The 24,445-nt window shown below is 56.5% G+C and carries 23 protein-coding genes and 1 tRNA gene; 21 read left to right on the forward strand and 3 right to left on the reverse strand.

The genetic code is table 11. The annotated features are described in order from the left end of the window. Positions 1-32: 32 nt before the first annotated feature. On the reverse strand, positions 33-947 hold the full coding sequence (locus tag SRB521_RS06845) for a fumarylacetoacetate hydrolase family protein (protein ID WP_116722030.1): 915 nt from the start codon (positions 945-947) through the stop codon (positions 33-35). Positions 948-1,502: 555 nt separating this feature from the next. Here SRB521_RS06845 and SRB521_RS06850 point away from each other — a divergent pair. The 6 genes from SRB521_RS06850 (at position 1,503) to guaA (ending at position 6,398) form a co-directional block, all read left to right on the forward strand. Beyond that, positions 1,503-2,519, forward strand: a complete 1,017-nt coding sequence (locus tag SRB521_RS06850; protein WP_075704066.1) for an HD domain-containing phosphohydrolase — start codon at positions 1,503-1,505, stop codon at positions 2,517-2,519. Positions 2,520-2,553: 34 nt separating this feature from the next. Continuing rightward, positions 2,554-2,961, forward strand: a complete 408-nt coding sequence (locus tag SRB521_RS06855; protein ID WP_075704065.1) for an Hpt domain-containing protein — start codon at positions 2,554-2,556, stop codon at positions 2,959-2,961. 25 nt (positions 2,962-2,986) lie between these two features. Beyond that, entirely contained in the window at positions 2,987-3,892 is a 906-nt protein-coding gene (locus SRB521_RS06860) for a GGDEF domain-containing protein (RefSeq protein ID WP_075704064.1), read from the forward strand. A 215-nt stretch (positions 3,893-4,107) separates the two neighbouring features. Beyond that, positions 4,108-4,236, forward strand: coding sequence for a response regulator (locus SRB521_RS16670; protein WP_276329412.1), 129 nt, complete (start codon positions 4,108-4,110; stop codon positions 4,234-4,236). 37 nt (positions 4,237-4,273) lie between these two features. Then, positions 4,274-4,867 carry a nitroreductase family protein gene (locus SRB521_RS06870; protein WP_058117803.1) on the forward strand — a complete coding sequence of 198 codons (594 nt, stop codon included), beginning with the start codon at positions 4,274-4,276 and terminating at the stop codon, positions 4,865-4,867. Between the two features lie 241 nt (positions 4,868-5,108). Next, a complete protein-coding gene (guaA, locus tag SRB521_RS06875; protein ID WP_116722032.1) occupies positions 5,109-6,398 on the forward strand; it encodes a glutamine-hydrolyzing GMP synthase in 1,290 nt (429 codons plus the stop codon). A gap of 142 nt (positions 6,399-6,540) precedes the next feature. On the opposite strand, the gene SRB521_RS06880 is transcribed toward guaA, so the two are convergent. Continuing rightward, positions 6,541-7,101, reverse strand: a complete 561-nt coding sequence (locus SRB521_RS06880; protein ID WP_075704060.1) for a TetR/AcrR family transcriptional regulator — start codon at positions 7,099-7,101, stop codon at positions 6,541-6,543. Positions 7,102-7,335: 234 nt separating this feature from the next. On the opposite strand from SRB521_RS06880, the gene SRB521_RS06885 reads away from it, so the two are divergent. The 4 genes from SRB521_RS06885 (at position 7,336) to pfkA (ending at position 12,546) form a co-directional block, all read left to right on the forward strand. After that, positions 7,336-8,649 (forward strand): MATE family efflux transporter, encoded by a 1,314-nt coding sequence (locus SRB521_RS06885; RefSeq protein WP_420810022.1) that lies wholly within the window; start codon positions 7,336-7,338, stop codon positions 8,647-8,649. 175 nt (positions 8,650-8,824) lie between these two features. Continuing rightward, positions 8,825-10,015: a pyridoxal phosphate-dependent aminotransferase gene (locus tag SRB521_RS06890; protein ID WP_116722034.1), complete on the forward strand. Its 1,191-nt coding sequence runs from the start codon at positions 8,825-8,827 to the stop codon at positions 10,013-10,015. A gap of 84 nt (positions 10,016-10,099) precedes the next feature. Continuing rightward, a complete protein-coding gene (gene purB, locus SRB521_RS06895; RefSeq protein WP_075704057.1) occupies positions 10,100-11,539 on the forward strand; it encodes an adenylosuccinate lyase in 1,440 nt (479 codons plus the stop codon). Positions 11,540-11,559: 20 nt separating this feature from the next. Continuing rightward, positions 11,560-12,546, forward strand: a complete 987-nt coding sequence (gene pfkA, locus SRB521_RS06900) for a 6-phosphofructokinase (RefSeq protein ID WP_033116536.1) — start codon at positions 11,560-11,562, stop codon at positions 12,544-12,546. 49 nt (positions 12,547-12,595) lie between these two features. On the opposite strand, the gene SRB521_RS06905 is transcribed toward pfkA, so the two are convergent. Then, positions 12,596-13,840 (reverse strand): 6-phosphofructokinase, encoded by a 1,245-nt coding sequence (locus tag SRB521_RS06905; RefSeq protein ID WP_058117799.1) that lies wholly within the window; start codon positions 13,838-13,840, stop codon positions 12,596-12,598. Positions 13,841-14,011: 171 nt separating this feature from the next. On the opposite strand from SRB521_RS06905, the gene fba reads away from it, so the two are divergent. From fba to SRB521_RS16470, 11 genes are all read left to right on the forward strand, one after another. Further along, positions 14,012-14,947 carry a class II fructose-1,6-bisphosphate aldolase gene (gene fba / locus SRB521_RS06910; RefSeq protein WP_058117798.1) on the forward strand — a complete coding sequence of 312 codons (936 nt, stop codon included), beginning with the start codon at positions 14,012-14,014 and terminating at the stop codon, positions 14,945-14,947. Between the two features lie 173 nt (positions 14,948-15,120). Then, positions 15,121-15,197: transfer RNA gene (locus SRB521_RS06915), tRNA-Pro, on the forward strand. A gap of 385 nt (positions 15,198-15,582) precedes the next feature. Beyond that, positions 15,583-16,014, forward strand: a complete 432-nt coding sequence (locus tag SRB521_RS06920; RefSeq protein ID WP_116722035.1) for a translation initiation factor 2 — start codon at positions 15,583-15,585, stop codon at positions 16,012-16,014. 120 nt (positions 16,015-16,134) lie between these two features. After that, complete coding sequence (locus tag SRB521_RS06925) at positions 16,135-17,052, forward strand: toprim domain-containing protein (RefSeq protein ID WP_242976552.1); 918 nt, start codon at positions 16,135-16,137, stop codon at positions 17,050-17,052. Positions 17,053-17,107: 55 nt separating this feature from the next. Then, positions 17,108-20,374 (forward strand): S-layer homology domain-containing protein, encoded by a 3,267-nt coding sequence (locus tag SRB521_RS06930; protein WP_116722036.1) that lies wholly within the window; start codon positions 17,108-17,110, stop codon positions 20,372-20,374. Positions 20,375-20,457: 83 nt separating this feature from the next. Next, positions 20,458-20,832, forward strand: coding sequence for a single-stranded DNA-binding protein (locus tag SRB521_RS06935; protein WP_116722037.1), 375 nt, complete (start codon positions 20,458-20,460; stop codon positions 20,830-20,832). Next, positions 20,832-21,803, forward strand: coding sequence for a ParB N-terminal domain-containing protein (locus SRB521_RS06940; RefSeq protein ID WP_242976553.1), 972 nt, complete (start codon positions 20,832-20,834; stop codon positions 21,801-21,803). The genes SRB521_RS06935 and SRB521_RS06940 overlap by 1 nt, the downstream gene beginning before the upstream one ends. Then, entirely contained in the window at positions 21,754-22,182 is a 429-nt protein-coding gene (locus tag SRB521_RS06945; RefSeq protein WP_116722038.1) for a synapsin-1 (Synapsin I), read from the forward strand. Before SRB521_RS06940 ends, SRB521_RS06945 begins: the two co-directional genes overlap by 50 nt. Further along, the gene (locus tag SRB521_RS06950; protein WP_242976554.1) at positions 22,169-23,224 is read left to right on the forward strand and encodes a DUF4240 domain-containing protein; all 1,056 of its coding nucleotides are present in this window, start codon (positions 22,169-22,171) and stop codon (positions 23,222-23,224) included. The genes SRB521_RS06945 and SRB521_RS06950 overlap by 14 nt, the downstream gene beginning before the upstream one ends. Then, positions 23,221-24,147, forward strand: a complete 927-nt coding sequence (locus tag SRB521_RS06955) for a ParM/StbA family protein (protein ID WP_116722039.1) — start codon at positions 23,221-23,223, stop codon at positions 24,145-24,147. The genes SRB521_RS06950 and SRB521_RS06955 overlap by 4 nt, the downstream gene beginning before the upstream one ends. Then, positions 24,137-24,439, forward strand: a complete 303-nt coding sequence (locus SRB521_RS16470) for a hypothetical protein (protein ID WP_235254762.1) — start codon at positions 24,137-24,139, stop codon at positions 24,437-24,439. Before SRB521_RS06955 ends, SRB521_RS16470 begins: the two co-directional genes overlap by 11 nt. Positions 24,440-24,445: the final 6 nt, after the last annotated feature.

Consider the following 24,445-nt stretch of genomic DNA (forward strand, 5'->3'; position numbering starts at 1 on the left):
GACGTCAGCTTCCGTGCCGGTGGGCTTTTTCGTTATCTCTTGACATACTGGCGCAGGGTCCCGATACGCTCAATTCGGATCTCCACCGTGTCCCCGTCGGCGAGATAGGGCAGCGTGCCCCCGCGCTCAGCCAGGCAGCCGCCGCCCACGGTGCCCAGGCCGATCACATCGCCTGGGACTGCCGTGCAGTCCTGGGTTATCACTTCAAACAGCTGAGGGATGGTCCAGTACATCGTTCCTGTGGAAGAATCCGTGGTCTGCTTTCCATTGACAAAGACATCCACCTTCAGGTCCAGCCGGCCGTCGTTCCACCGGTCCATGACTTCGTCCATGGTGACGATCCATGGACCGAGCCCTGCGGCAAAGTCTTTGCTCTTATGCATCCCCAGGAAACCCACTTCCTGGCCGCCCGCTGCCCGATCCGTCCAGTCGTTGTACACGGTGACGCCGAACAGATGCTCCAACGTGTGCTCTGCGGTGACGTTGCGGCCGGACTTTCCTACCACCAGAGCCAGCTCAGCTTCGTAGTCCAGGGTGACGGAACCGGCTTTACGAGAGATGACAGCCTCAGGCCCGGTGAGGCCATTGGGATTTTCATAGAAGTAAATGGGCCGCTCATACCAGATGGGAGGAGTGGTGTGGCCGTTGCTTTTGCTGGTGCCGTTGGAATGGGCCTCAAACAGGCTGGAGTCCCGGAGGGATGCCGGATGCAGAATGGGCGGGCAGAGAGAGACCTCACACAGCGGCAGGGTTTCCTGCTTTGCTCCGCTGTCCAGAGCTGCCTGGATGGCGGCAACGGGGGCGTCAAAACGGCGGAGCAGCGCGCCGATGTCTGAGATCGGACTGGAGCGGCAGTTCAGCAGAACCGTCAGATCAAGCACCTCGTCGTCCAGCTTCATACCGGCCCGAGGACCAAAGAATTTGTATTGATAAGTCAGCAGTTCCATTGAAAAACATCCTTTCCTTGAGGGGGAAGAAGCGACGTTCACCCCGCTTTTGAACAGGTCCTGTATGGTCTGTAAAATGATTCTATCAGTGTGCTAAAATGAAGTAAAGCGCGGATTCCACACGCTGATGTGCACAAAAGTTTCATTGCGGCGGCGGCTGCGTTTGGCGTCTGTGAGCGGTAGTCGGGCAGAAGGGGTCTGGCTCCATGAGACACATTAGGCGATGCATGGGGCTGGGAAACGTCGTGCGTCCTCATTTTCAAAAGAGTTGGCGGCGGGGATCGGTCTGTATGCCCGCGGTATATGGGAGACAGTTTGGAGGGAAAGAGAAATGGGTTGTATCCTGAGGGCCGATCTTTTATAATTATAAATACCATAAAAAACGGCGGCGCAGCCGTCGAGCCGCCAAACCGTCACCCTCCTTGCGCATCGGGGATTTAAAAGTAGATACAGAATAAGGATTGAAGAAGATGACAGAAAGGCGGCCGCCGGACAGACAGACCATCCTGATCGCCGATGACTCTGAGATAAAACGCGCCATTCCGGCGGACATGCTTGGGAAAGGAATGTGAGATCATCGAGGCCGCGAACGGTATGCGGGCTTTGGAAACCATCCGGGAGCGGAACATGGAGATTGACCTGATGCTGTTGGACATCATAATGCCGGAGCTGGACGGATTTAAAGTCCTGGAAGTCATGAACCAGTGGCGCTGGATCGTAAGTATTCCGGTCATCATGATATCGGCGGAGAGCGTCACCTCCTTTGTGGAACGCGCCTATGAGCTTGGCGTGAGCGATTACATCAGCCGTCCCTTTGACGCGCTGATCGTACGCCGGCGGGTGGTCAACACCCTTATGCTCTATGCCAAACAGAAGCTGATGCCGGAAGAGTTTGAGGTGATGAAGAACCATGCCACGGTAGGAGCCGCCATGCTGAAGGCGCTCCCGGCCTATCAGGACGAGGCGCTGGTCAAGGTGGCCTATGAAACCTGTCGCTGGCACCATGAGAGGTATGACGGGCGGGGCTATCCCGATGGCCTGCGGGGCGAAGACATTCCGATTTCCGCCCAGATCGTGTCCCTGGCGGACATCTATGACGCGCTGACCAGCGAGCGGCGCTATAAGGCGGCGCTTCCGCATGAAAAGGCGGTACGGATGATTCTGGATGGGGCGTGCGGCGCGTTTCACCCGCTCCTGATAGAGTGCCTGACAGAAATCGCGGAGCGGATTCCGGCGGAGCTCAGGCCGAGAAAAGCGCGCAGGCAGAGTGAGATGCAGATGTATAACGTAGTGGAGGAACTGCTGAAACAAAAAGATCTGGGGATTTCCGGGCGCGCTTTGCGTCTGGCCGAACAGGAATGGGAAAAGATACAGTTTTTCGCCTCCAAGGCGGAGGAGGTCCGGAAGGCTGTGGAGCGGACAGTAGTAAAGGAATATCTGGGACTTGGACTTTCCATCAGCATTGGGGGCGTTCATTCCGTCCGTCTCATGGTGGAGGCAGTGAAAAGGGCGGATCAACGAATGTATGCGGCAAAGACAAAGAGGCGCGGCGCGCCGGCGGGTGGCAGGTGAGCGCGCAGAAAGGAGTGGGATATGCTACGCGGAGATGGGAGCCGATTATGCGGAGGTGCTGGAGCGCTTGAGGGATGAACGACTCATCCGGAGATATGTCCTGCGGTTCCCGGATGACCCCAGTTATGACGCACTTTGCCGGGCGATGTCCGGAGGCAGAGTGGAGGAGGCATTCCTTGCGGCGCATACGCTCAAGGGGATCACGCAGAGCCTGGGATTCGGCGGGCTGTGTACATCCGCTTCGGCGCTGACCGAGGCGCTGCGGAACGGAGCGCGGGCGGAGGCGGACCGCCTGCTGCAATCGGTAACAGCGGATTACCGCCGAATCGTGGACAGTATTCTCCGGTTTCAGGGTGAAGACGGTGTTGGCGGCACGGCAGAGGATATACAGGCTGCCAGGAACTCCGGTATGGACAACACGTCGCAAAGCCGCTGGACCTGAGGTGCCTGAACGAGGTCATGAGCAAATGGTTGGGAGGTACCGGAGAACTCGTGCTGAGCGCATCCATCTGGTGGCGGATGAGGACCCGGCGTACAGAACGCAGGTCCGAAGGACATTTGATGGGCGATATCGGATCGCAGAGGCGGCCGACAGCGATGCGGCCTTGGAGGATATCGAGCGGTATGAGGGAAGGTTGGCCGCCGTCATTTTAAGCCTGACGATTCCGGGGCCTGGGGACTTTCCCGTGCTGAAAGCCCTCCAAAGAGAAAAGAAGTTTTGGGATGTGCCCATTATTGCCACCGCCCCCACAGACGACCCGATGGAGGAGACGGCGCTGGAAATGGGCGCGGACGAATTCATCGGGAAACCCCACTCCCAGAAGAAGCTCCTGCTGCGGACCATTCGGGCTGTAAAAAGCGCCTCCTCACAAGCGCGGGAGCATCTTTTGCGGCAGGAGGCCCATCAGGATTATCTGACCGGGCTGCTTAACCGCCGCGGGTTGCTCGACGCTGTGCAGGGGCTGTGCGAGGGAGACATGCCGGCAGCGCTCTACCTCTTTGATCTGGATGACCTGAAACGGATCAACGATATGCTGGGTCACATGGAGGGAGACAGGATGATCCGGCAATTTGGGGCGCTGCTTCGCGCCCACACACGGGCCAGCGATATCGTGGCGCGGTTCGGCGGAGATGAATTTGTGGTCGTCATGCGTCAGATGCGCGGAGAGGAGAGCGCCCTGGAAAAAGGGGAGAAGATCTGTCGCGCATTCCGGGAGGCTGTGTTTGCAGAGCATACCACTGTAACGTGTACGGCGGGAGTCGTGTTGTGCGAGGCATCAAAATCCGTATATGAGATGATTGGACGAGCAGACCAGGCGCTCTATCGTGCGAAGAACAGCGCCAAGGGCACTTGTCAGCTATGGAAAGAGTGAGAGAAGTGAACGTGAGTATGAGCGCGGTGGAAACTGCGCGGGAGTTTTGCAGGGCTTGGTTCGAAAAGCTGGACCTGGATGAAGTGATTGCATTTTTAGCGGAGGATAATTCACAGCCATGGGCAACCGGATGTCCGCCGTGATCGATGCGGCGAATTTTGCGGAGATCCTGGAGAAGGTGCGTATTCAACCGGAGGACCATCCCCATTGTCGCTATGACGGCCAACGCCTTTGCGGAAGACGTTCAAGCCGCGCTGGAGGCCGGAATGAATGCGCACGCCGCCAAGCCGACCGACATGCGCGCGCTGTGCGCGACCCTGCTGAGCCTGATCAAACGGGCCTGATGAAAGTGAGCAGGGCAAGAGAAGGGAGAGATGTGATATGGATATGTTGGAACTGATAAAATCCCGCCGGTCAACAAGAAAATTCCTGAGCAGACCGGTGGAAGAGGAAAAAATAGACGCCATTATCGAAGCGGGCCGATATGCGCCCAGCGGGGGAAACAACCAGAGCTGTCACTTTGTTGTGGTAGAGGACGGGGAGAAGCTCAACGAACTTGCTGAACTGGTCCAGAGGGAATTCAGCGGCATGGAATACGATGCACACACCTATGCGTCCCTGGTGACTTCTATCCAGAGATCGAAACAGGGAAACTATACTTTTCATTACCATGCGCCGCTGCTGATCATCGTCACCAATCAAAAGGGCTATGGAAACGCGGTGGCGGACAGCGCCTGTGCGATAGAGAATATGATGCTGATGGCAAACGGCCTGGACCTGGGAAGCTGCTGGATCAATCAGCTCCGGTGGTTGGATGAAAACGCTGCGCTCCGGACATTTTTGAAGAACTTCCAGATTGGGGAGGCGGAGACTGTCTGCGGCTCTGTGGCGATCGGATATGCAGATACAGAGGACGGCCTTCCGCCGCGCACACCGCTGAGAAGGAAAGGAAATTCGGTAACCTGGATCCGGTAGACAGGGGCGCGGGAACGGCAGACCGGGCCCGCATTTGGGACTCACTCACAATCTGGAGCGGTTATGCCGCCCGCCGCAGTCCGCTGAGAAATGCAGCGTGGGCCCCGGTCACGCTTTGAGTGTTGCGGAAAGTGCGGCACATATGTTACCATAGGAGAAAAGATGACGTGCCGCAGTGTGTCCGATACAGGGAGGGGGCGCGTCGTTTGGACGTATATTTCAAAGATGAGGAGGAACTGCAATGAGGCAGGATATGATCCTGGTGTTGGATTTGGGCAGCGAGGAGAACCCCCGTTTGGCCCGGGAGATTCGCGCTCTGGGCGTTTATAGCGAGATCCACCCCCATGACATCACACTGGAGGAGCTCAAAGCCCTCCCAAATGTGAGGGGAATCATCCTCAACGGCGGGGCAAACCGTGTGGTGGACGGGGTAGAGATCGACGTCAGCAAGGATATCTATAACTATGAGGTGCCCGTCCTCCTGGCCGATCACAAGGGGGACAAGCCCTGGCCGGAGGATGCGCAGGAGAGGAAAGAAGCGCTTTCCAACTTTGTTTTTGGCATCTGCGGTGCCCAGCCCAACTGGAACATGGACAATTTCATTGCTGACCAGATAGAGCTGATTCGGCAGCAGGTAGGGGATAGGCGGGTCCTGCTGGCGCTTTCCGGCGGGGTGGACTCCTCCGTGGTGGCGGCCCTCCTGATCAAGGCGATCGGGAAACAGCTCACCTGTGTCCACGTGAACCACGGACTGCTACGGAAAGGTGAGCCGGAGCAGGTGGTGGAAGTATTCCGGCACCAGATGGATGCCAATCTGGTCTATGTTGATGCCGTGGACCGCTTCCTGGACAAGCTGGCCGGAGTAGATGATCCGGAGCAGAAGCGGAAGATCATCGGGGCGGAATTCATCCGTGTCTTTGAGGAGGAGGCCCGAAAGCTGGAGGGGATCGACTTCCTCGCGCAGGGGACGATTTATCCTGACATCATTGAATCCGGGACCAAGACGGTGAAGGCGGTCAAATCCCATCATAACGTGGGCGGTCTTCCTGAGGACCTGGGATTCCAGCTGGTGGAGCCACTGAAAATGCTCTTTAAGGACGAAGTGCGCGCATGCGGCAAGGCGTTGGGCCTGCCGGACAGTATGGTGTACCGGCAGCCGTTCCCCGGACCCGGCTTGGGTGTGCGCTGCCTGGGCGCCATCACCCGGGACCGGCTGGAGGCCGTCCGGGAGTCTGACGCCATCCTCCGGGAGGAGTTCGCCAAGAACGGCCTGGAGGGCAAGGTGTGGCAATACTTCACCGCCATCCCCGACATCAAGTCCGTGGGCGTGCGGGACAACAAGCGCGCCGACGAGTGGTGCGTCATCATCCGCGCCGTCAACACGGTGGATGCCATGACCGCCACTGTGGAGAACGTGCCATTTGACCTGCTTCGGCATATCACCCAGCGAATCACCGACGAGGTGAAGGGCGTCAACCGCGTCCTTTTCGACCTGACGCCGAAGCCCACGGGGACCATTGAGTGGGAATAGAGTTCTTGACACGGTGAAAACCACGATTTGCCAAGACGTCCAATCAAGCCAAACGAGGCGGCCTGATCTTTAAGATCAAGCCGCCTCGTTTGATTTTACGTATGACAGTCGGAGAGAAAAAGGCGGAAAGGGGTGGGAGCCGTCAAATTTGACAACAAAGATGGATAGCCTCCCGCATCTTGCCTGCGAACGCATCATGAGAATCCAAGGTCCGTTTCCATTTCTGACCACAGATCCAAAGCATTTCGACCGCTGTCTCGGCAAGCGGCGCCAGGTGCGCAGTTTCGGGGGAGGAGAGAATCACCGCTGTCAGTTTCCGGCGGAATTGGGCGTTGCTTTGCTCCACTTCCTCTCCCATTACACGATTGCAGTGAAACTCCCAATCAGGAATCGATTCGGGAGTAAAGAGGCCGACATAACACCCGAACCACGCATCAAGAGCATGAAAAATCCGTTCCTCCAGAGAGAGGACTTTCGTGTCCAGTGCGAGAGTCACCGCCTGCATACTGTCGTCAAGAGCCTTTTCAACAGAACATTTCAGAAGTTCATCCTTGTTCTGGAAATGGAAATACAGGCCTTGACGAGTGAGTCCTGCGGCTTTGGCGATATCCTCCATAGAGGTTTTTTTAAAACCATAGCGCAGAAAGGTCCGCAAAGCGATTTGCAGCACATATTCTTGTTTTTCCAAGTTTTCTTTTTTCATATGGAAAGCTTAATCTATTTGACACGTCTCGTCAAGGGTGTCTGTCCATCTCTTGACCGCGATTTTGTGAGGTCAGGTAGGAAACAAGATATAAAGTGACTTGACAATATTGACGTTAAGTGTAAAAATAGTATAAAAATGAGGCCGGTTCCGGGAGGGCCGACTTTCGCTGGGAGCGAGAATGAGATGGGAGAGCAAAATGATTTTAGCCGGGGAAGTGTTTGGAAGCACATTGTGAACCTGGCGGTGCCCATGACGGTGGCACAGATAATAAATGTTCTATATAATATTGTGGACCGGATTTATATTGGACATATCCCTGGGGCGGCTACGGATGCCTTGACGGGCGTGGGTCTGGCGCTCCCCATTATCACAATGATCAGTGCGTTCGCCAATCTTTTCGGGATGGGCGGCGCCCCGCTCTGCTCGATTGCAAGAGGCGCCCATGCATACAAAAGAGCGGAATCGATCATGGGGACGTCCTTCTTCATGCTCTTAGGTACAGGCATTCTTTTGACGCTCGCTTTTGAGACGTTCCGTACACCGGTTCTTCAGATGTTTGGCGCAAGCGCCCAGACGATGCCCTATGCGAATACATATATTGCGCTTTATCTGCTCGGCACCGTCTTTGTGATGATAAGCCTGGGGATGAACAGCTTCATCAATGCTCAAGGATTTGGCAAAACAGGGATGCTCACTGTTTTGATCGGGGCAATTCTGAACATTCTCTTGGACCCCATCTTTATCTTCGCACTCGACATGGGGGTGAAAGGGGCTGCGCTTGCGACTGTGATCTCACAGGGCATTTCCGCACTTTGGGTGCTTCGGTTCCTGACGGGGAAAAAGGCACTGCTGCGATTGCGCCTTGCGGCGATGAGACCGGCGCTGGAACATTTGAAAGAAATCCTCGCCCTGGGGATGTCCGGCTTTGTCATGTATATCTCAACGAGCATAGTACAGATTGTCTGCAACGTCTCCTTGGCGCGTTATGGAGGCGATCTGTATATCGGAGTCATGACGGTCTTGACCTCGATCAGAGAGATCGTATATACTCCATTGACGGGCCTCACAAACGGCGCACAGCCCGTGATCGGATACAATTACGGCGCAAAGGAATATGCAAGGGTGAAGCAGAGCATACGCATGATGACGGTGGCTTGTCTGGCCTTTACTTTGGCCGCCTGGGCGGCCGTCCTGCTGTTTCCGCATCGATTCATCCGGCTCTTCAACAGCGAGGACCTAATGTTGGAGGCCGGGGTCCCCGCCATGCATATCTACTTTTTCGGGCTTTTTATGGCGGCGTTTCAATTTTCAGGCCAATTTACATTTGTAGCGCTCGGAAGATCAAAAGAGGCAATTTTCTTCTCTACCCTCCGAAAGCTCCTGATCGTTGTTCCTCTGACGCTGATTTTACCAATGGTCGGAAACCTGGACGCGAACGGTGTGTTTCTGGCGGAGCCAATCTCCAATTTTATCAGCGGAGCGGCCTGCTATGCCACCATGTATTTTGTCGTTTGGAAAAGGATGCTCTCTAAACAAGAGGTCTGATTCCATGGAAAGACCCTGCGGGGAAGCCTCAAGAATCGCTTTTCGACGCCTCCCAGCCCAAGCGCCTGATTTCTCTCAAAAACCGCGAATTTGTACCGGCGGGCACTTGCATTTTGACAGGTGAAATCATATAATGAAGCAAGTTGTGAGGAAAACTGCGTTTGGAGGAGTCGCAATGAAGGAGCTATCCCCAATTGCCTCGGCGGTCCGTGCCTCGACCACCCTGGCAATTGATGCTATGTTCAAGCAGATGAAGGCGGACGGCGTGGATGTAATCGGATTTGGCGCCGGAGAGCCGGACTTTCCTACCCCGGATAACATCAAAGAGGCGGGAATCACCGCGATCCGGGAGAATTTTACCCGTTATACGCCGACGCCCGGTATTCCGGAACTGCGTCAGGCGGTCTGCGCCAGACTGAAGGCAGACTGCGGTCTCGATTATGTGCCGGCCCAGATCGTTGTGGCCAGCGGTGCCAAGCATGCTCTCTATGCCGCTCTCCATGCGTTGGTGAATCCGGGAGATGAAATCATTGTTCCTGCCCCTTTCTGGGTCACTTATTTTGAAATGGTCCGTATGATAGGGGGGATTCCTGTCATTGTCTCCGCCGATGAGTCCGAACACTTTAAGATCACACCGGAACGGCTTGCCGCATCCGTGACGCCCAAGACCAAAGCCATCCTTTTAAACAATCCCTCCAACCCTACAGGCATGGTGTACAGCAGGGAGGAACTCCAAGCGTTGGCGGCTGTGTGCGTTGAAAAGGATATCTATATTATTGCGGATGAGATTTATTATCGCCTGGTTTACGACGGCCGGAGCTTTACCAGCATCGCCAGCTTGGGGAAGGATGTAAAGGAACGGACCATCGTAATTAACGGTGTGTCCAAATCCTATGCTATGACCGGCTGGAGGATCGGATATGCTGCGGCGCCGGAGCAGATCGCGAGGGTCATGGCCAATTATCTGAGTCACTCCACCGCGGCGCCCTGCTCGATCGCGCAGAAGGCCGCCGTGGAGGCGCTGAATGGTCCCCAGGATACTGTGGAGGCCATGCGGAAGGCATTTGAGACGCGACGGAATCACCTTGTGGAACGGATGAACCGTATTCCAGGCGTAAGCTGCCTCAAGCCGGAGGGGGCTTTTTACGTGATGATGAATCTCAGAGAGCTGCTCGGCAAAACGCTACACGGAACTCCGATCCACGATGCCGACGATTTTGCCGACGTGTTCCTCAAACAGGGGCTGGTAGCCGTCGTGCCCGGGAATGGGTTCGGCGCGCCGGAATTTGTGCGCTGGTCCTATGCCACCTCTATGGAGAACATCGATGCGGGGCTGGACCGGCTGGAAAAATTCCTGGCAGAGTGAGCAACACTTGCGGAGCGGACCTTGTGTCCGCTCCCTTTTTGTGGTATGATGCTTTCAATCGAAAGATTGTGTGGGAGGTCGAACATGAGTAATACAAATATCTATGAGAGTCCGCTGTCCTCTCGATACGCCAGCGACGAGATGCTCTATCTATTTTCACCCGACAAAAAGTTTGCGACTTGGCGCAGGCTGTGGGTGGCTCTTGCGCGGGCGGAGATGGAGCTTGGTCTGCCTGTTACGAAGGAGCAGGTGGAGGAGCTGGAGGCCCATATAGACGACATCAACTACGAGGTGGCGGCGAAAGAAGAGAAGAAGCTGCGCCACGACGTCATGGCTCATGTTCACGCCTACGGCGCACAGTGCCCCAAGGCGATGCCCATCATCCATCTGGGCGCCACAAGCTGCTATGTGGGGGACAACACAGACATTATACTGATGCGGGAGGGCTTGATCCTGATTCGGGATCAACTGGTCCGCGTCCTCCACACCCTTGCCCGCTTTGCCGAAACCTATCGGGCGCTCCCGACCCTGGGCTTTACCCATTTTCAACCAGCGCAGCTGGTGACGGTGGGGAAGAGAGCCACGCTATGGATGAATGAGCTGCTGATGGATCTGGAGGAGGTGGAGCACCGGATCTCCACTTTAAAGCTGCTGGGGTCCAAGGGAACGACCGGTACCCAGGCCAGCTTCCTGGAGCTCTTTGAAGGTGACCATGAAAAGGTCAAACTGCTGGAGGAGAAGATCGCCAAGGAGATGGGCTTTACAGAGGTGGTGCCCGTGTCGGGGCAGACCTATTCGCGTAAAGTGGACGCCAATGTGCTAGCGACCCTCTCCGGCATTGCGCAGTCCGCCAGCAAATTTGCGACGGATCTGCGGCTGCTGTGTCATCTGAAGGAGGTGGAGGAGCCCTTTGAGAAGAATCAGATCGGTTCTTCCGCCATGCCTTATAAGCGCAATCCCATGCGCTGTGAGCGCATTTGCTCTCTGGCGCGCTATGTGATCGCCGACGCGCAGAATCCAGCGATCACAGCCGCTACGCAGTGGTTTGAGCGGACGCTGGATGATTCCGCTAACAAGCGTATCTCTGTGCCCGAGGCATTCCTCTCGGTCAATGCCATCCTCAATATTTATGAGAATGTGTGTGCCGGACTGGTGGTCCATGAGAAGGTCATCGACCGCCACATCCAAGAAGAGCTCCCCTTTATGGCCTCGGAGAATATCATGATGGATGCGGTGAAACGGGGGGGAGACCGCCAGCAGCTCCATGAGCGTATCCGCGTGCTCTCCCAGGAGGCGGGAAAAAATGTAAAGGATTTGGGCCTCACCAATAATCTCATCGATCTTATGGCCGCAGATCCCATGTTTGGGATGACCAGAGAAGAACTGACCGCTCACTTGGAGGCATCCCGCTATATTGGGCGGTGCCCGGAGCAGGTGGAGGAATTCTTGGAGGGGGCGGTCCGGCCCGTGTTTGAAAAATACCCTCAGGCGCTGAGGGGAAAAGATGTGGAACTCAAAGTCTGATCGAAAGGGGATTAGGTTCTATGGCGAACGCAGTGCGCCGCATCGGGGTCTTTACCAGCGGAGGAGATGCGCCGGGGATGAACGCCGCGATCCGCTCTGTTGTGCGGACGTCGCTTCATATGGGGATCGAGTGCATCGGGATCCGGAGAGGCTATAACGGGCTCGTAAACGGCGATTTCATTCCACTGGATTTTGAAAGCGTGAGCGGCCTGAGCCGCCGGGGCGGCACGATGCTCTATTCTGCCCGAAGCGAGGATTTCCGCGGCGAGGCAGGGCAGGAGAAGGCCGTGGCGACCTGCAAACTGCTGGGGCTGGAAGGCGTAGTGGGGATCGGCGGCGACGGCACGTTCCGCGGCCTGCTGGAGCTTTCCCGCCGTGGAGTGGCGGTGGTCGGGCTCCCGGGGACCATTGACAATGACATCGCCTGTTCCACGTATACAATCGGGTTCGACACCGCCTGCAATACGGCGCTGGATTCCATCGACAAGCTGAGGGACACCATGCAGTCCCATGAACGGTGCTCCGTGGTAGAGGTCATGGGGCGGCACGCGGGGCATCTGGCCCTCTATGTGGGCGTGGCCTGCGGGGCCACCTGCGTCTTGGTTCCGGAGCGCCCCGTGGACTTTGAAGCGGATGTGGTGGAGCCGATCCGCCGGGCCCGGCTGGGTGGCCGCACCCACTTTATGGTCATTGTGGCCGAGGGCGTGGGCAGCGCCTATGATGTGGCCAAAAAGATCACGGAGGCTACATCGCTGGATACCCGCGTCACTGTGCTGGGCCATGTCCAGCGGGGCGGCGCACCTACGGCCCGGGACCGGGTAGCGGCCACTTACATGGGGTATGAGGCGGTGCGCCTGCTGGCCGAAGGCAAGAGCAACCGCGTGGTCTGCGTGCAGGGGGACACCTATGTGGACTACGATATCACCGAGGCCCTGAAGATGAAGAAGGGGCTGGATGAACAGACCTATACGGTCATGCGGGCACTGACCGGAGTGGAGCAGAGATAGAAGAAAAGCCGCCGGATACATTCTTATCCGGCGGCTTTTTGGCGATTGATTACAGATCGGTGGTAAGCACCTTGTTCAGTTTTGCAAAGCGGGGAAGGGCATGCTCCTTGGGGCGCTCGGGCTCTCCCTGGATCAGGGGCAGCACATAGTCGATAAAGGCCTGTTCGACGCCGTTCCCTTCCGCGTTGATCCACTCCCGGGGAACCTTCTTTTCAAAGTTCGCCACGATATCCAGGGGCTCCAGCACGGTTTTGCACTCGTACTTTCCGCCGTCCCTGGTGCACTGGAAGGCCACCATCTTGTCGGTGTTTCCCGCCACGGCGGCCTCCACCGCCACACGCCCGGCCATCTTTGCCTCTTCAATATCAGTGTGAGAGGCAAGGTGCGCACCGCAGCGCTGGAGGAGGGAGAGCTCGATACCGCGGACCTTGGCGCCGGTCTTCTGCTTGATGACCTCGGCAAGCATGGTGGCAAGTCCGCCCAGTTGGGCATGGCCGAAGCCATCGGTGGCGGAGGTCTTGGCCTCGGAGACAAAGGAGCCGTCGGCGTAGTGGATGCCCTCCGACACCGCGACCATGCACTTGCCGGTCTTGTCATAGATTGCCTGCACATCGGCGATGAACTTCTCCATGTCGAAATCCACCTCGGGCAGGTAGACCAGATCGGGGCCGAATCCGGCCCAGGTGGCCAGAGCGGCGGAACCGGCCAGCCAGCCGGCATGCCGGCCCATGATCTCGATGACGGTCACCATGCCAGTGTCATAGACGTGGGCGTCATGCCAGACCTCCATACAGGAGGTGGCGATATACTTGGCGGCGCTGGCAAAGCCGGGGCAGTGGTCTGTGCCGTTGAGGTCGTTGTCGATGGTCTTGGGGATGCCCATGATGCGGCACTCGTAGCCCACCTTCTGCATATACTTGGAGATCTTGTTGCAGGTATCCATGGAGTCGTTGCCGCCGTTATAGAAGAAATAACGCACATCATATTTTTGGAAGATCTCCAAAATGCGCTGATAGTCCGTATCGTCTTGGTCAGGGTCGGCAAGCTTATACCGGCAGGAGCCCAGTGCAGAGGAGGGGGTGTTCTGGAGAAGCTCCAACTCCTCGGGGGATTCCTGGCCCATATCATACAGCTTGTCCTCCAGCACGCCCTTGATCCCGTGGGCGGCACCCAGTACGCGGGTGATACAATCAGCTTTCAGCGCCGCCTGGATGGCGCCTTGGGCGCTGGCATTGATGACGGAAGTGGGGCCGCCGGACTGACCGATGATACATGCTCCTCGAAGTTCGCTCATGATTGGTCCTCCATTCACAATTTTTTGACTTTCGTGTGAAAGCGATTATTGCCCAAATATAATATCATAGCCTCTTGCATTTATCAACTATTGCTGTTAAAATCAAGAGTGAAAAGAGAAGGGGACTTCTTTCCGCTTTCCTTGTTCAATATTTAATAAGGAGTGAGACGTATGCCTCTGGTCACATCGAAGGAAATGTTTGAAAAGGCCTATCAGGGCGGATACGCCATTGGCGCATTCAATGTCAACAATATGGAGATCGTCCAGGGTATTACCGAGGCCGCCAAGGACCTCAATGCCCCCCTAATCCTCCAGGTTTCCAAGGGCGCCCGTGCCTATGCAAACCATACCTACCTGATCCATCTGGTTCAGGCTGCGGTGGAGGAGACCGGACTTCCCATTGTTCTGCATCTGGACCATGGCGACTCCTATGAGCTCTGCAAGAGCTGTATTGACGGCGGCTTTACTTCCGTGATGATCGATGCCAGTTCCAAGCCTTTTGCCGAGAATATTGAGATCACCAAGCAGGTCGTGGCCTATGCGCATGACCACGGCGTGGTAGTGGAGGCCGAGCTGGGCACTCTGGCCGGCGTTGAAGACGAGGTAAAGGTCAATGCCGAGGATTCCTCCTATACCAGACCTGAGGAGGTCGAGGAGTTTGTGACCAAGACCGGATGCGACTCTCTGGCGATCGCCATCGGCACCAGTCACGGCGCCTATAAGTTCAAGCCCGGTACGAAGCCTCAGCTCCGCTTTGATATTCTGGAAGAGGTCTCCAAGCGCTTGCCCGGATTCCCCATTGTGCTCCATGGCTCTTCTTCCGTGCCCCAGGAGTATGTAAAGATGGTCAATGAAAATGGCGGGAATATGCCCGGCGCCATTGGCGTACCGGAGGACCAGCTCCGCAAGGCCGCATCTATGGCGGTCTGTAAGATCAACATTGACTCCGACCTGCGTCTGGCGATGACCGGAACCATTCGGAAGTATTTCAATGACCATCCTGCGGACTTTGACCCCCGCCAGTATCTGAAGCCCGCCCGTGAAAACATCAAGAAGCTGGTGGCCCACAAAATCGTGGATGTGTTGGGCTGCGACGGAAAGGCATAAGGGAACGAGTACTGAGAAGTGGGAGGGCAAGTATTGCCCTCCCACTTCTTGATGAAAGCGAGAGATTCATAAACAGTGAATGAGAAAAAATTTTGCAAAAAATATGAAGAAAATACTTGCTTTGGCGTGCCATCTATGCTAATATATATGAGTCGCCTGAAGCAAGACGACATCCGGGTGTGGCGAAGTTTGGTATCGCGCTTGAATGGGGTTCAAGAGGCCGCTGGTTCGAATCCAGTCACTCGGACCAAAATGTGTTGATGAAAGATGCAACGCCGAAAATGCCGCACGAAAGTGCGGCGTTTTCACATATAATGCGCCACTTTTGGAATGAAAAAGTTGCAAAAACTCGATTTTTCAAAATTTCAGTTTTGCCCCGCGAGAGGCGACATTTTGAAGATGCGCCCTGCCAGATTTGTGGTCTGGTGTGGTTCGAACACCGAGGCTTAAAAAAGAATAAGAAGGCAGGCCGCCGTTCGGCTCCCTATGGGAGCGGACGGCGGCCTTTTTCGTTTCATTGGTGCTTATGTTGCTTTCGCTTCGTGTGTCTACCATTCCTTGGTGGTGTTGGTAATAGCTTTCTCGTAACCTTTCGGGTATGCTTGCGTTACAAAAAACGAAGGAGGTATCCGAGAATGGCAACCACTAAAAACTTGTGTGCTCAGATTCCCATCGACCTACATGAGCGGGTCAGTGAAGAACGAGAACGGCTGGGCCTGACCACCAGCGAGTACATCGTCAACCTCATCCAAGACTATTACAACATGATGGAAAATCAGAAAGGCGGCATTCAAATGACTGAAAAAGGCAGAACGATGGCATTCCAGATTCCCGAAGAACTCTTCCAGCGCATCAAGCGTCACTTGGAGCGCGAGACGCTCCGCAGCGGCAAAAAGCTCACCCAGCGAGACTTCGTGCTGAACCTGATCACGCAGGCGCTGGACGAAGCGGACGCTGAGAACGCCGCAGAGCAGAACGCCCCCACTGAGGCCCCTGTCGCGCCCCGTGTGGCCGACGTGACCGCTCCAGCGGACACGGACACCCCCGACGAAGATAACGCCGTGTAAGCCAGCATTAAAGCCAAAACAAAAGAACACGATTTAGAGAAAAGCCACCCAGGGCATCCGATGAATATCTCGGATGCCCTGGGTGGCTTTTTGCGTTTCGCCAGAAAGGAGGCACACATTATGGCAAGCGAGATCAGAAATCGCTTCACAGACACAGAAATGCAGATCGCCAGAGAAACGGACCTGCCGGAGCTGCTCTCCCACCTCGGCTATCAGGTCAAGCGCGTGGGACGCTTCTATACTACCGCGGAAATGGACAGCCTGCGGATTAAAGACCGGCGTACCTGGTTCCGGTATTCCCAGAATACCGGCGGGGATGCCATTACCTTCCTCCAGCAGTTTTGCGGAAAATCCTTTCCGGAAGCGGTGGAGTACCTTCTGACCTTCCATGGGAAAGCCAGAGACGCGCCCATTCCGCAGCCAAAGCCGATCATCCAGAAACAGGAGTTTTCCCTGCCGCCCCGCAACGCGGATGACCGCAGGGTCTTCGCCTATCTCCGTAAGCGAGGTATCGCAGCCCAGGTGATCCGGCAGTTTCTGAATGCTGGGCTGCTGTATGAGGATGCGGTACATCATAACTGCGTCTTCGTCGGCAGGAATGAATCCGGACAGGCAAAGTACGCGGGACTGCGCGGCACCTATGATTTGGACGGTCCCGGCTTCAAGGGAGACGCTCCCGGCAGCGACAAAAACACAGGATTGTCCCTCCCGCACGATCCGCGCTCAGATCTGGTGCTTGTCTTTGAGGCGCCCATTGACCTGATGAGTTACCTCACACTCCACAGAGACACAACCAACGCCGTTGCTCTGTGCGGACTCTATGACGGCGCACTGCAGACCTATTTGCAGGCGCATCCGGAGATCCGCCGTATTGCGCTGTGTCTGGACGCGGACGAGCCTGGGCAGAAAGCCGCCCAGCAATTACAGGAAAAGTATCAGTTACAGGGGTATGCCGTTACCGTGGAGAAACCGCGCTGCGGCAAGGATTGGAACGAGTATCTGCAAAGAAAGATTTGCAGCCGGGAAAGGGGGCGATAGCCAAAAGGACATCGTTTTCAACGCGGATAAAAAACAAAAAATATAAGGAGGACCTATGAATCTGAAAAAGAACCATTATTCCCGCAGAGCGCTGGCGCTGCTTCTGACGCTGGTCATGTGCGTGGGCATGATCCCCACCGCCTTTGCCGCCCAGCAGAACAGTTACCACGACCCCGCAGAACACTGGATGCAGGCATCCGGTCGAACCAATGAGCTGGACGCCAACAGTGTTGTGACCCGCGAGACCTTCAAGTGCGGTGAGTGTGGCAAAGCCACATCTTTTGAGGTGTTCCGCGTTCCCGAATATACCCGCAATGGCCAGCCGGCACTTAGCCGCAATGTGAAATATTCGGACGGCACGATGGTAGATGGTGTCGGTAAGGGTGATACCATGGACGGCATCCCCGGCAAGGACGCCACCTATACCGGATATCACTACACCAAAGCCGTCTGTGAAACCTGCGGCGGCATCAACACAAATATGAGCAAAAGCGAGTACGGCTATCTGAAAAATGTCTACTGGCTGTATGACTGTGCCGCCGCATTTACGCAGGAACTGGACGAAACCGTTTCCTACGAGTACACGGACGATACCTATCACACTGTCACCACCAAGGGCGGCACCTACTGCGCATTCTGCTACGGTACCAATCATACGGTCAGCCGCAAGCTGGAGCGCCACAGCATGGTGACGGAAGTCCTGCCCCAGCCGGCAAACGGACGCTTCGCTACGGTAGAGAAATGCAGCCTGTGCGACTACGCCCGCTATGACTACACGGCGGCAAAGGCGGTCATTGCAGATTATTACGGCGTGGTGGACGGCAAGCCCCACACCATCACGGTCAGCGACCTCTCTGAAGCCGGTGTCCGCACCTCTATCCGCTACGGCAACAGTGCGGATAGCTGTACCATGACCTCCGCGCCCAACTACACGGAGGAAGGTCAGTACACTGTCTATTACGAGATCACCTACACCTGCGACGGTGTGGATATGACGGAAAACGGCGTGGCCTATGTCTGGCTGAGGGATGATACCACAGACGAGAACGGCAACTGCGGCTGCGGCTGTTCTAACCCCAATTGCGGCTGTCAGAACAAGCATTGCAATGGAAATTGCTGCACCGACAAGGGCTGCGGTGAAAACCACAAGTATATTCTGCTGGACAGCACCAAAGCCGGCTGCACCACCCTTGGCTATGACCGCTACCTCTGTACGGAGTGCGGCAAAATCGAAAAGCGCGACTATGTGGACTCCCTCGGACACGCATGGCAGAGCATCGTCATTCGCGACGCCACCTGCGAAACGGATGGCAAGCTGCTGGAACTGTGCGCCCGCTGCGGCGAAATGAAGCAGACCGCCACGCCCAAGGGCGAACACAGCTATGAGGTCTACACCGTGGCTGCCACCTGTACCAGCCCCGGTTATACCGTCCGCGAGTGCTCCGTCTGTGGGGATCGTCACATTGAGGACATCACGGCGGCGCTGCCTCACAATTACGAATCCCATGTCATCGCCGCTACCTGCGAAAACGGAGGCAAGACCATCCACCGCTGTGACGGCTGCGGCAGCAGCTTCGTCACAGACTACACCGACGCGCTTGGTCATAGCTGGGATGAGGGAACCCTCGTCACCAACGCCACCTGCACCGGCGAGGGCATCATGGAATACCGCTGCACCCGCTGCGGCTATCACCGCATCGAGGGCAACGAGGCGGCAGGTCATGTCCCTGGCAATGATGCCACCTGCACCCAGCCGCAGATCTGTACCAAGTGCGGCGCAGTGCTGAAAAACGCGCTGGGACACGATTACAAGTCCAAAGTGACCGCCCCCACCTGCACGGAGATGGGTTACACCACCAACACCTGCACCCGTTGCGGCGATACAAACAAGACCGATTACACCGAGCCTGCCGGTCATAAACCCGGCGACTGGATCATCGACAAGGAGCCTACCACCGATTCCGAGGGCAGCAAGCACAAGGAGTGTACCGTGTGCGGTGAAAAGCTGGAGGCGCAGCCCATTGAGAAAATCTACAACAGCGCCACCACGGACAGCAAGGGTGAGGCCATTGTGGGCGGCTACCTTGTGACCGTCACCGATACCGACACCAAAAATCCTGTGGCAAACGCCGCAGTTGCGCTCCACAAGAATAACAGCATCTCCATCCGCCTGCCGAACAGCCGCCTGCTGGACTACGCCGACCAGACCACCGTGACCGTGCAGCTTGTCAAGGACAAGTCCGCTGTGCCGGACATGAGCATCGCTGTCACGGATAAGAATGACAACTACGCCTCCGGCAAGACCGACAAAGCAGGTCAGATCACCGTCCCCACCGGCAGCGGTAAGACTAACGAGGACGGCAAGGTCACTGCTGGCTATGAGGACGCGGACGGCGACCGCTGGACGCTGACCGTCAAGGTCATCCGCACGGACACGAAGCGCCCCATCTCCGGCAGTGCAGTGTCCATCGGTAAGACCGGCAATATCACGGTGAAGCTGCCGGACGGCACAGATCTGGACGCCAAGCATCAGGTGACGGTCATCGTGACCGACCACAAGAAGGCTCCCCAGCAGGGCAAAAATGTTACGGTCAAGGGTGATCTGGGTCAGTCTGCCGCAGGCAAGACCGACAAAAACGGCGAACTGACCGTCCCCGAAGTGGAGCAGACCGAGTGCCACGGTGTTTACATCGTCGGCTACACGGACGGAACCTTCGGCCCCGGCCGCAGCATGACCCGCGCAGAGGCCGCCGCTATCTTCGCCCGCCTGCTGGCGGAGAAGAACGGCGATACCATTTCCACCGTGGCCAACACCAGATTTACGGATATTCCCGCCCATGCCTGGTACTCCGGTTATGCCAAATACCTCAATAACAACGGTGTCACCTACGGTAAGAGCAAGACCATCTTTGCCCCCGACGATGCCATTACCCGCGCCGAGTTCACCACGCTGGCCGTCCGCTTCTTTGATGTGTACGGCGATGGCGACGCTGAGATCATGGAGCAGTATAAGGACTTCAACGATGTGAGCGACGGTTATTGGGCCGCCGCGTACATCAAGGCTGCCGCCAAGCATGGCTGGATCAACGGCTATGGCGACGGCTCCTTCCGCGCTGACGATGAGATCAACCGCGCGGAGGTTGTGACCATCGTCAACCGCCTGCTGGGCCGCGAAGCGGACGAGGACTACATTGCGGACAATCTCCGCAAGCTGAACACCTTCCCGGATGTCAGCCGCAAGCATTGGGCGTACTACGCAGTCATGGAGGCTGCCAACGCCCATACCGCCATTCTTGGTGACAGCGAAAGCTGGAGCAAGTAAATTGTATCCCCCTACGGGTGGTCTGAGAGCAGACCACCCGCACTTTTTAACTAAACCTAACCATTAAAAAAGGAGCACTGAATATGCTGAAAATCACTGCCATTGGCAACCTGACCAACGATGTGGAACTGAAAATGAATGAGACCACCGGCAAGCCCTACGCCATCCTGCGAATCGCCTCGGACCGCCGCTACAAGGATAAGGACGACAACAAGCTCACCGACTTTATCTCCATCAAGGTGCGCGGCCCTCTGGCCGAGCGCTGCGCCGAGTTTGCCTGGAAGGGCTGCAAGCTGGCGGCCTCCGGCGATTTCGAGACCATCACCTTCGCGGACGATCCCCAGCGCCAGCCCGGTTTCCTCATCAAAGCCAGCGATGTGGAATTCCTGTCTCCCCGCAAGGCGGAGGACGCGGCACAGGCGGTGGAGGATATGTCCGCCAGTGAGGACGCCGCCTGATGAAAAACACCGGGATCACATACACCAGCGCTGAACGCAGTCCTGTGATCCTGCCGGAGATGGCCGAACTGCTCCCGCCTTTGAGCGCGGAGCAGTCTGCCGCTCTGGAAGAGGATCTGCTGCGAAACGGCTGTTACTCCCCCATCATCGTCAATGAGGACATGGTGATCGTGGACGGGCATAACCGACAGTCGCTGTGTGAAAAGCATGGTCTGCCCTATACGATGGCGGTATTCTCCTTCGAGAATCTGCTGGAAGCCAAGCAGTGGGCGCTGGATACCCAGAAAGGTCGTCGCAATCTGGAAAAGTGGGAGCTGGGCAAGATCGCGCTGAAGCTGAAGCCGGAGATCGAGGCGAAAGCCAGGGCAAACCAGTCTGCCGCGGGTGGAGATAAGTCTGATAAGGGAGCGCTTTTGACAACATTGTCAGAAGCGCTCCCCTCTGTTAGCACTCGTAAGGAATTGGCGGATGCTGTTGGTATCGGAGAGGTCACCATGGGCAAGGTCATGCAGATCGATGAGAACGCCCCGGAGGTTATCAAGGAGGCTCTTGATAAGAAGGAACTGTCCATCAACAAGGGTTATGACCTGACACGGCAGCTTCAGGACCTTCCGGAAGAGCAGCGGGAGCAGGCGGCCGCCGAAGCGCTGGAATACGAAAAAGCGAAAAAAGAACTGAAAAAGCAGGACGCCGAGATCGACCGGAAAGGAAAAATCGCGGCGCTTTTCTGCAAAGCGTATGAAAAAGCCGTCCTGCTGACGCCGTCCGAAGAAAATATCCGCTGCTGGACGGACGGGACGCGGATGACCCCGGAGGAAATGCGGGATACCGTGAAGGAATCCCGCGAGCTGGCGGAGGTGTTCCGGACGATTGCGGATATCATCGAGCAGAAGATCCTGCCCGCGGATTGGAGGTGTGTCGATGCAGGAAACGAAGAAAATGGCGCCCAGCCGGACCGGAATCCCGCCTGACGCGCAGGCAGAGATTTTGCAAAAGCTGTCTGCCGAAACGAAGATCACTTCCTGTGAGATCGCGGAGATCTTGAAAAAGCATGATGTCTGCGGAGATATGGATGCGCTCCAGGACACCTACCGGAAACGGCTGGGACAGCGTCTCCTGTCCGGCATCCGGGACGAGAACGGCAAGCGGGAAATCCTCTCCACCAGCGGCGGCGAGTATGTCATCGTAGACTGCTGCAATGACCCGCAGAAGCTGAAAGCCATCCAGCGCCGCATTCAGGCGCAGATGAATGGGCTGGATGTGTCTGCCGGAAAGGTGCGCGGACGGGTCCATCTCTTGGAACGTTTTGCGGGCTGGGTAAGAAAGGAGCGGTCAGATGGAGCAGCATGACAAAATGCTATCCCCGGAGGAACAGTACGCGCAGCTTGCGCCGACGCTGGACACAGACGGTTTCTCGTTGTATGCCGCCGCGGAAGAAGTCACCGGGCTCAAGGTCTATGAAGAATTTCCCTATGAGGATAACCGGGGAATGTTTGAGATGGCAGACGGACACACGCTGCTGCGGTATCTGGAAGCGGCATACTTTGGGAGCGTTACCTGGGAGGTCGTCCCCGGCACGCCCTATGAGCGTGCTATTCTCGGTGAAGTGAGCAAAACCACACCGGAGTATCGCACGTTTTATCAAAAGATCTGCGCGGGTGCGGCAGCACGCATCAAAAAACGTATTGGGAAGGAGAGACAGAATGTGAAGGAACCGATCTCAGAGATCAACAAAGAATCCTTCTGGGACCTGATCCATGAAGAAAAAAACGCCTGCGGGCAGGATATGGACGCCATGCTGGCCTATCTGAAAGACCGGCTGGTTTTTATGGGCCCCACGCAGGCACAGAATTTTCACGACATCATCCACGTCTATGAAGATCTCGCGGACAAGTTCGGCTTGTGGGACGCGGCAGGGATCATGAAAGAATACGGCTGCAGCGATGACGGTTTTATCGACTTCCGTGCCTGGCTCATCGCACAGGGGCGCGAGGTCTATTTTGCTGCGCTGGCAGACCCGGACAGCCTTGCGGATGTCGTTCCCTACGGAGATTGCTGCTTTGAGCAGTTGAGCTATGTCGGAGAGTATGCCTATGAGCAGCTCACCGGGAAAAGCGCCTATGATCAGACAGATTGGAGTGCATATGAAGCGCTTTTGATGAAGCTGGAACAGGATATCGTTTATAAGGGCGGCATCGAGTTTCCCAGAGAGGGCGCGGATCTGAAGAAATATCTGCCCCGGCTCTGTGCGAAGCATCCGGAGTGGGACGGTCAAACGCGCTGGAATCCGCAGCTGAAGGAGATTCGGGATCTTATCCGTGCTGGAAAGGACTATGACCGGCGCCAGACATCAAATAAGAAGAAACGCAGCCGTGGAGGTGAAGCAAGATGAGCGAGTCCATGATTGTTGGTGTCGACCACGGCTATGCCGCTATGAAAACGGCCCATTTCTCGTTCCCCTCCGGTCTGGTGGCGTATGAGCATGAGCCATATACGCTGAAGGACGTGCTGGAATACGGCGGAAAATTCTATGTGGTGGGCAGCGGGCGTCAGGCGCTGCAGAAGAACAAAACGCAGACAGAGGACTACTACCTCCTCACGCTGGCCGCTATCGCAAAGGAGCTCTCCTTCCGTCATGCGGAGCCTGCAGCAGAGATCCATCTGGCGGCCGGACTGCCCCTCACCAGCTTTGGACGGGAGAAAAATGCATTCCGTGAGTATCTGCTCCGGGATGGGAAAACGGTAAATTTCCGCTATGAGGGACAGGAATACTCCATCGCCACCCGCAAGGTGTCCCTGTTCCCGCAAGGTTATGCCGCAGTCTTGACCCAGAGCATCCTGCTGGATGAGCCTTCTGTGATCGTGGCAGATATCGGTGGATGGACAGTGGATCTGATGCGCCTGGACAACCGTATTCCCAATGCATCGACCTGCCGCAGTCTGGAACTTGGCATGATCCGCTGTCTGGATGAGATCGGTGAGCAGATCCGCCGCACGCTGGGCCTGTCTATGACGGCGGCACAGATGGAAAGCGTGCTGCGCGGCGATGCTGTCCATATCAACGAGGATGCCAGAAAAATTATTGACCGGCAGGCAGACGCCTATGTCCATCGCCTGCTCTCCGCCATTACGGAGAGCGGACTGGATACCCGTGCCATGCCTGCTGTTTTTCTGGGCGGTGGTGCGGCGCTGCTGAAGCGGAATGTATCCGCTGCGGACGGCCTTTGCCGTCCAGTCATCCTTGACGATGTATCCCTCAACGCCAAAGGCTATGAGCGGCTGGCAGAGCGGCTCACAAAGAACGATGAGCAGTAACAAAAAGCGGATCAATCTGTCCTTTTCCATGTCCTCGCCCATACAGCGCAGGGCGTGGAAGAAGCTGACGGAGATCCCCGCAGGACAGCGTACCGCCGCGGTCTGCCGCATGGTCTGTGAGTATAAAGGGCAGCAGGAATTGCTGGATGCCGTTCGCCAGACCATCCGGCAGGAACTGCGGGGAGTGCAGCTCACCAAAGAAGAAGCGCAGGATAGCGTCAGAGCCGGGGATGTAGATGAAAGCGTCCTCGGCTTTTTGCTTGCCCTGCAGGAAGGAGATGAGATGACCTGATCCGAT

The organism is Intestinimonas butyriciproducens (genome assembly GCF_004154955.1).
GTDB lineage: Bacteria > Bacillota > Clostridia > Oscillospirales > Oscillospiraceae > Intestinimonas > Intestinimonas butyriciproducens.

Bases quoted from the DNA above. Each gene is read 5' to 3' on its own strand.
- SRB521_RS06845 (WP_116722030.1), bottom strand. From the start codon at position 947: ATGGAACTGCTGACTTATCAATACAAATTCTTTGGTCCTCGGGCCGGT.
- SRB521_RS06855 (WP_075704065.1), top strand. From the start codon at position 2,554: ATGGGAGCCGATTATGCGGAGGTGCTGGAGCGCTTGAGGGATGAACGA.
- SRB521_RS06860 (WP_075704064.1), top strand. From the start codon at position 2,987: ATGGTTGGGAGGTACCGGAGAACTCGTGCTGAGCGCATCCATCTGGTG.
- SRB521_RS16670 (WP_276329412.1), top strand. From the start codon at position 4,108: ATGACGGCCAACGCCTTTGCGGAAGACGTTCAAGCCGCGCTGGAGGCC.
- SRB521_RS06870 (WP_058117803.1), top strand. From the start codon at position 4,274: ATGGATATGTTGGAACTGATAAAATCCCGCCGGTCAACAAGAAAATTC.
- guaA (WP_116722032.1), top strand. From the start codon at position 5,109: ATGAGGCAGGATATGATCCTGGTGTTGGATTTGGGCAGCGAGGAGAAC.
- SRB521_RS06880 (WP_075704060.1), bottom strand. From the start codon at position 7,101: ATGAAAAAAGAAAACTTGGAAAAACAAGAATATGTGCTGCAAATCGCT.
- SRB521_RS06890 (WP_116722034.1), top strand. From the start codon at position 8,825: ATGAAGGAGCTATCCCCAATTGCCTCGGCGGTCCGTGCCTCGACCACC.
- purB (WP_075704057.1), top strand. From the start codon at position 10,100: ATGAGTAATACAAATATCTATGAGAGTCCGCTGTCCTCTCGATACGCC.
- pfkA (WP_033116536.1), top strand. From the start codon at position 11,560: ATGGCGAACGCAGTGCGCCGCATCGGGGTCTTTACCAGCGGAGGAGAT.
- SRB521_RS06905 (WP_058117799.1), bottom strand. From the start codon at position 13,840: ATGAGCGAACTTCGAGGAGCATGTATCATCGGTCAGTCCGGCGGCCCC.
- fba (WP_058117798.1), top strand. From the start codon at position 14,012: ATGCCTCTGGTCACATCGAAGGAAATGTTTGAAAAGGCCTATCAGGGC.
- SRB521_RS06920 (WP_116722035.1), top strand. From the start codon at position 15,583: ATGGCAACCACTAAAAACTTGTGTGCTCAGATTCCCATCGACCTACAT.
- SRB521_RS06925 (WP_242976552.1), top strand. From the start codon at position 16,135: ATGGCAAGCGAGATCAGAAATCGCTTCACAGACACAGAAATGCAGATC.
- SRB521_RS06930 (WP_116722036.1), top strand. From the start codon at position 17,108: ATGAATCTGAAAAAGAACCATTATTCCCGCAGAGCGCTGGCGCTGCTT.
- SRB521_RS06935 (WP_116722037.1), top strand. From the start codon at position 20,458: ATGCTGAAAATCACTGCCATTGGCAACCTGACCAACGATGTGGAACTG.
- SRB521_RS06940 (WP_242976553.1), top strand. From the start codon at position 20,832: ATGAAAAACACCGGGATCACATACACCAGCGCTGAACGCAGTCCTGTG.
- SRB521_RS06945 (WP_116722038.1), top strand. From the start codon at position 21,754: ATGCAGGAAACGAAGAAAATGGCGCCCAGCCGGACCGGAATCCCGCCT.
- SRB521_RS06950 (WP_242976554.1), top strand. From the start codon at position 22,169: ATGGAGCAGCATGACAAAATGCTATCCCCGGAGGAACAGTACGCGCAG.
- SRB521_RS06955 (WP_116722039.1), top strand. From the start codon at position 23,221: ATGAGCGAGTCCATGATTGTTGGTGTCGACCACGGCTATGCCGCTATG.
- SRB521_RS16470 (WP_235254762.1), top strand. From the start codon at position 24,137: ATGAGCAGTAACAAAAAGCGGATCAATCTGTCCTTTTCCATGTCCTCG.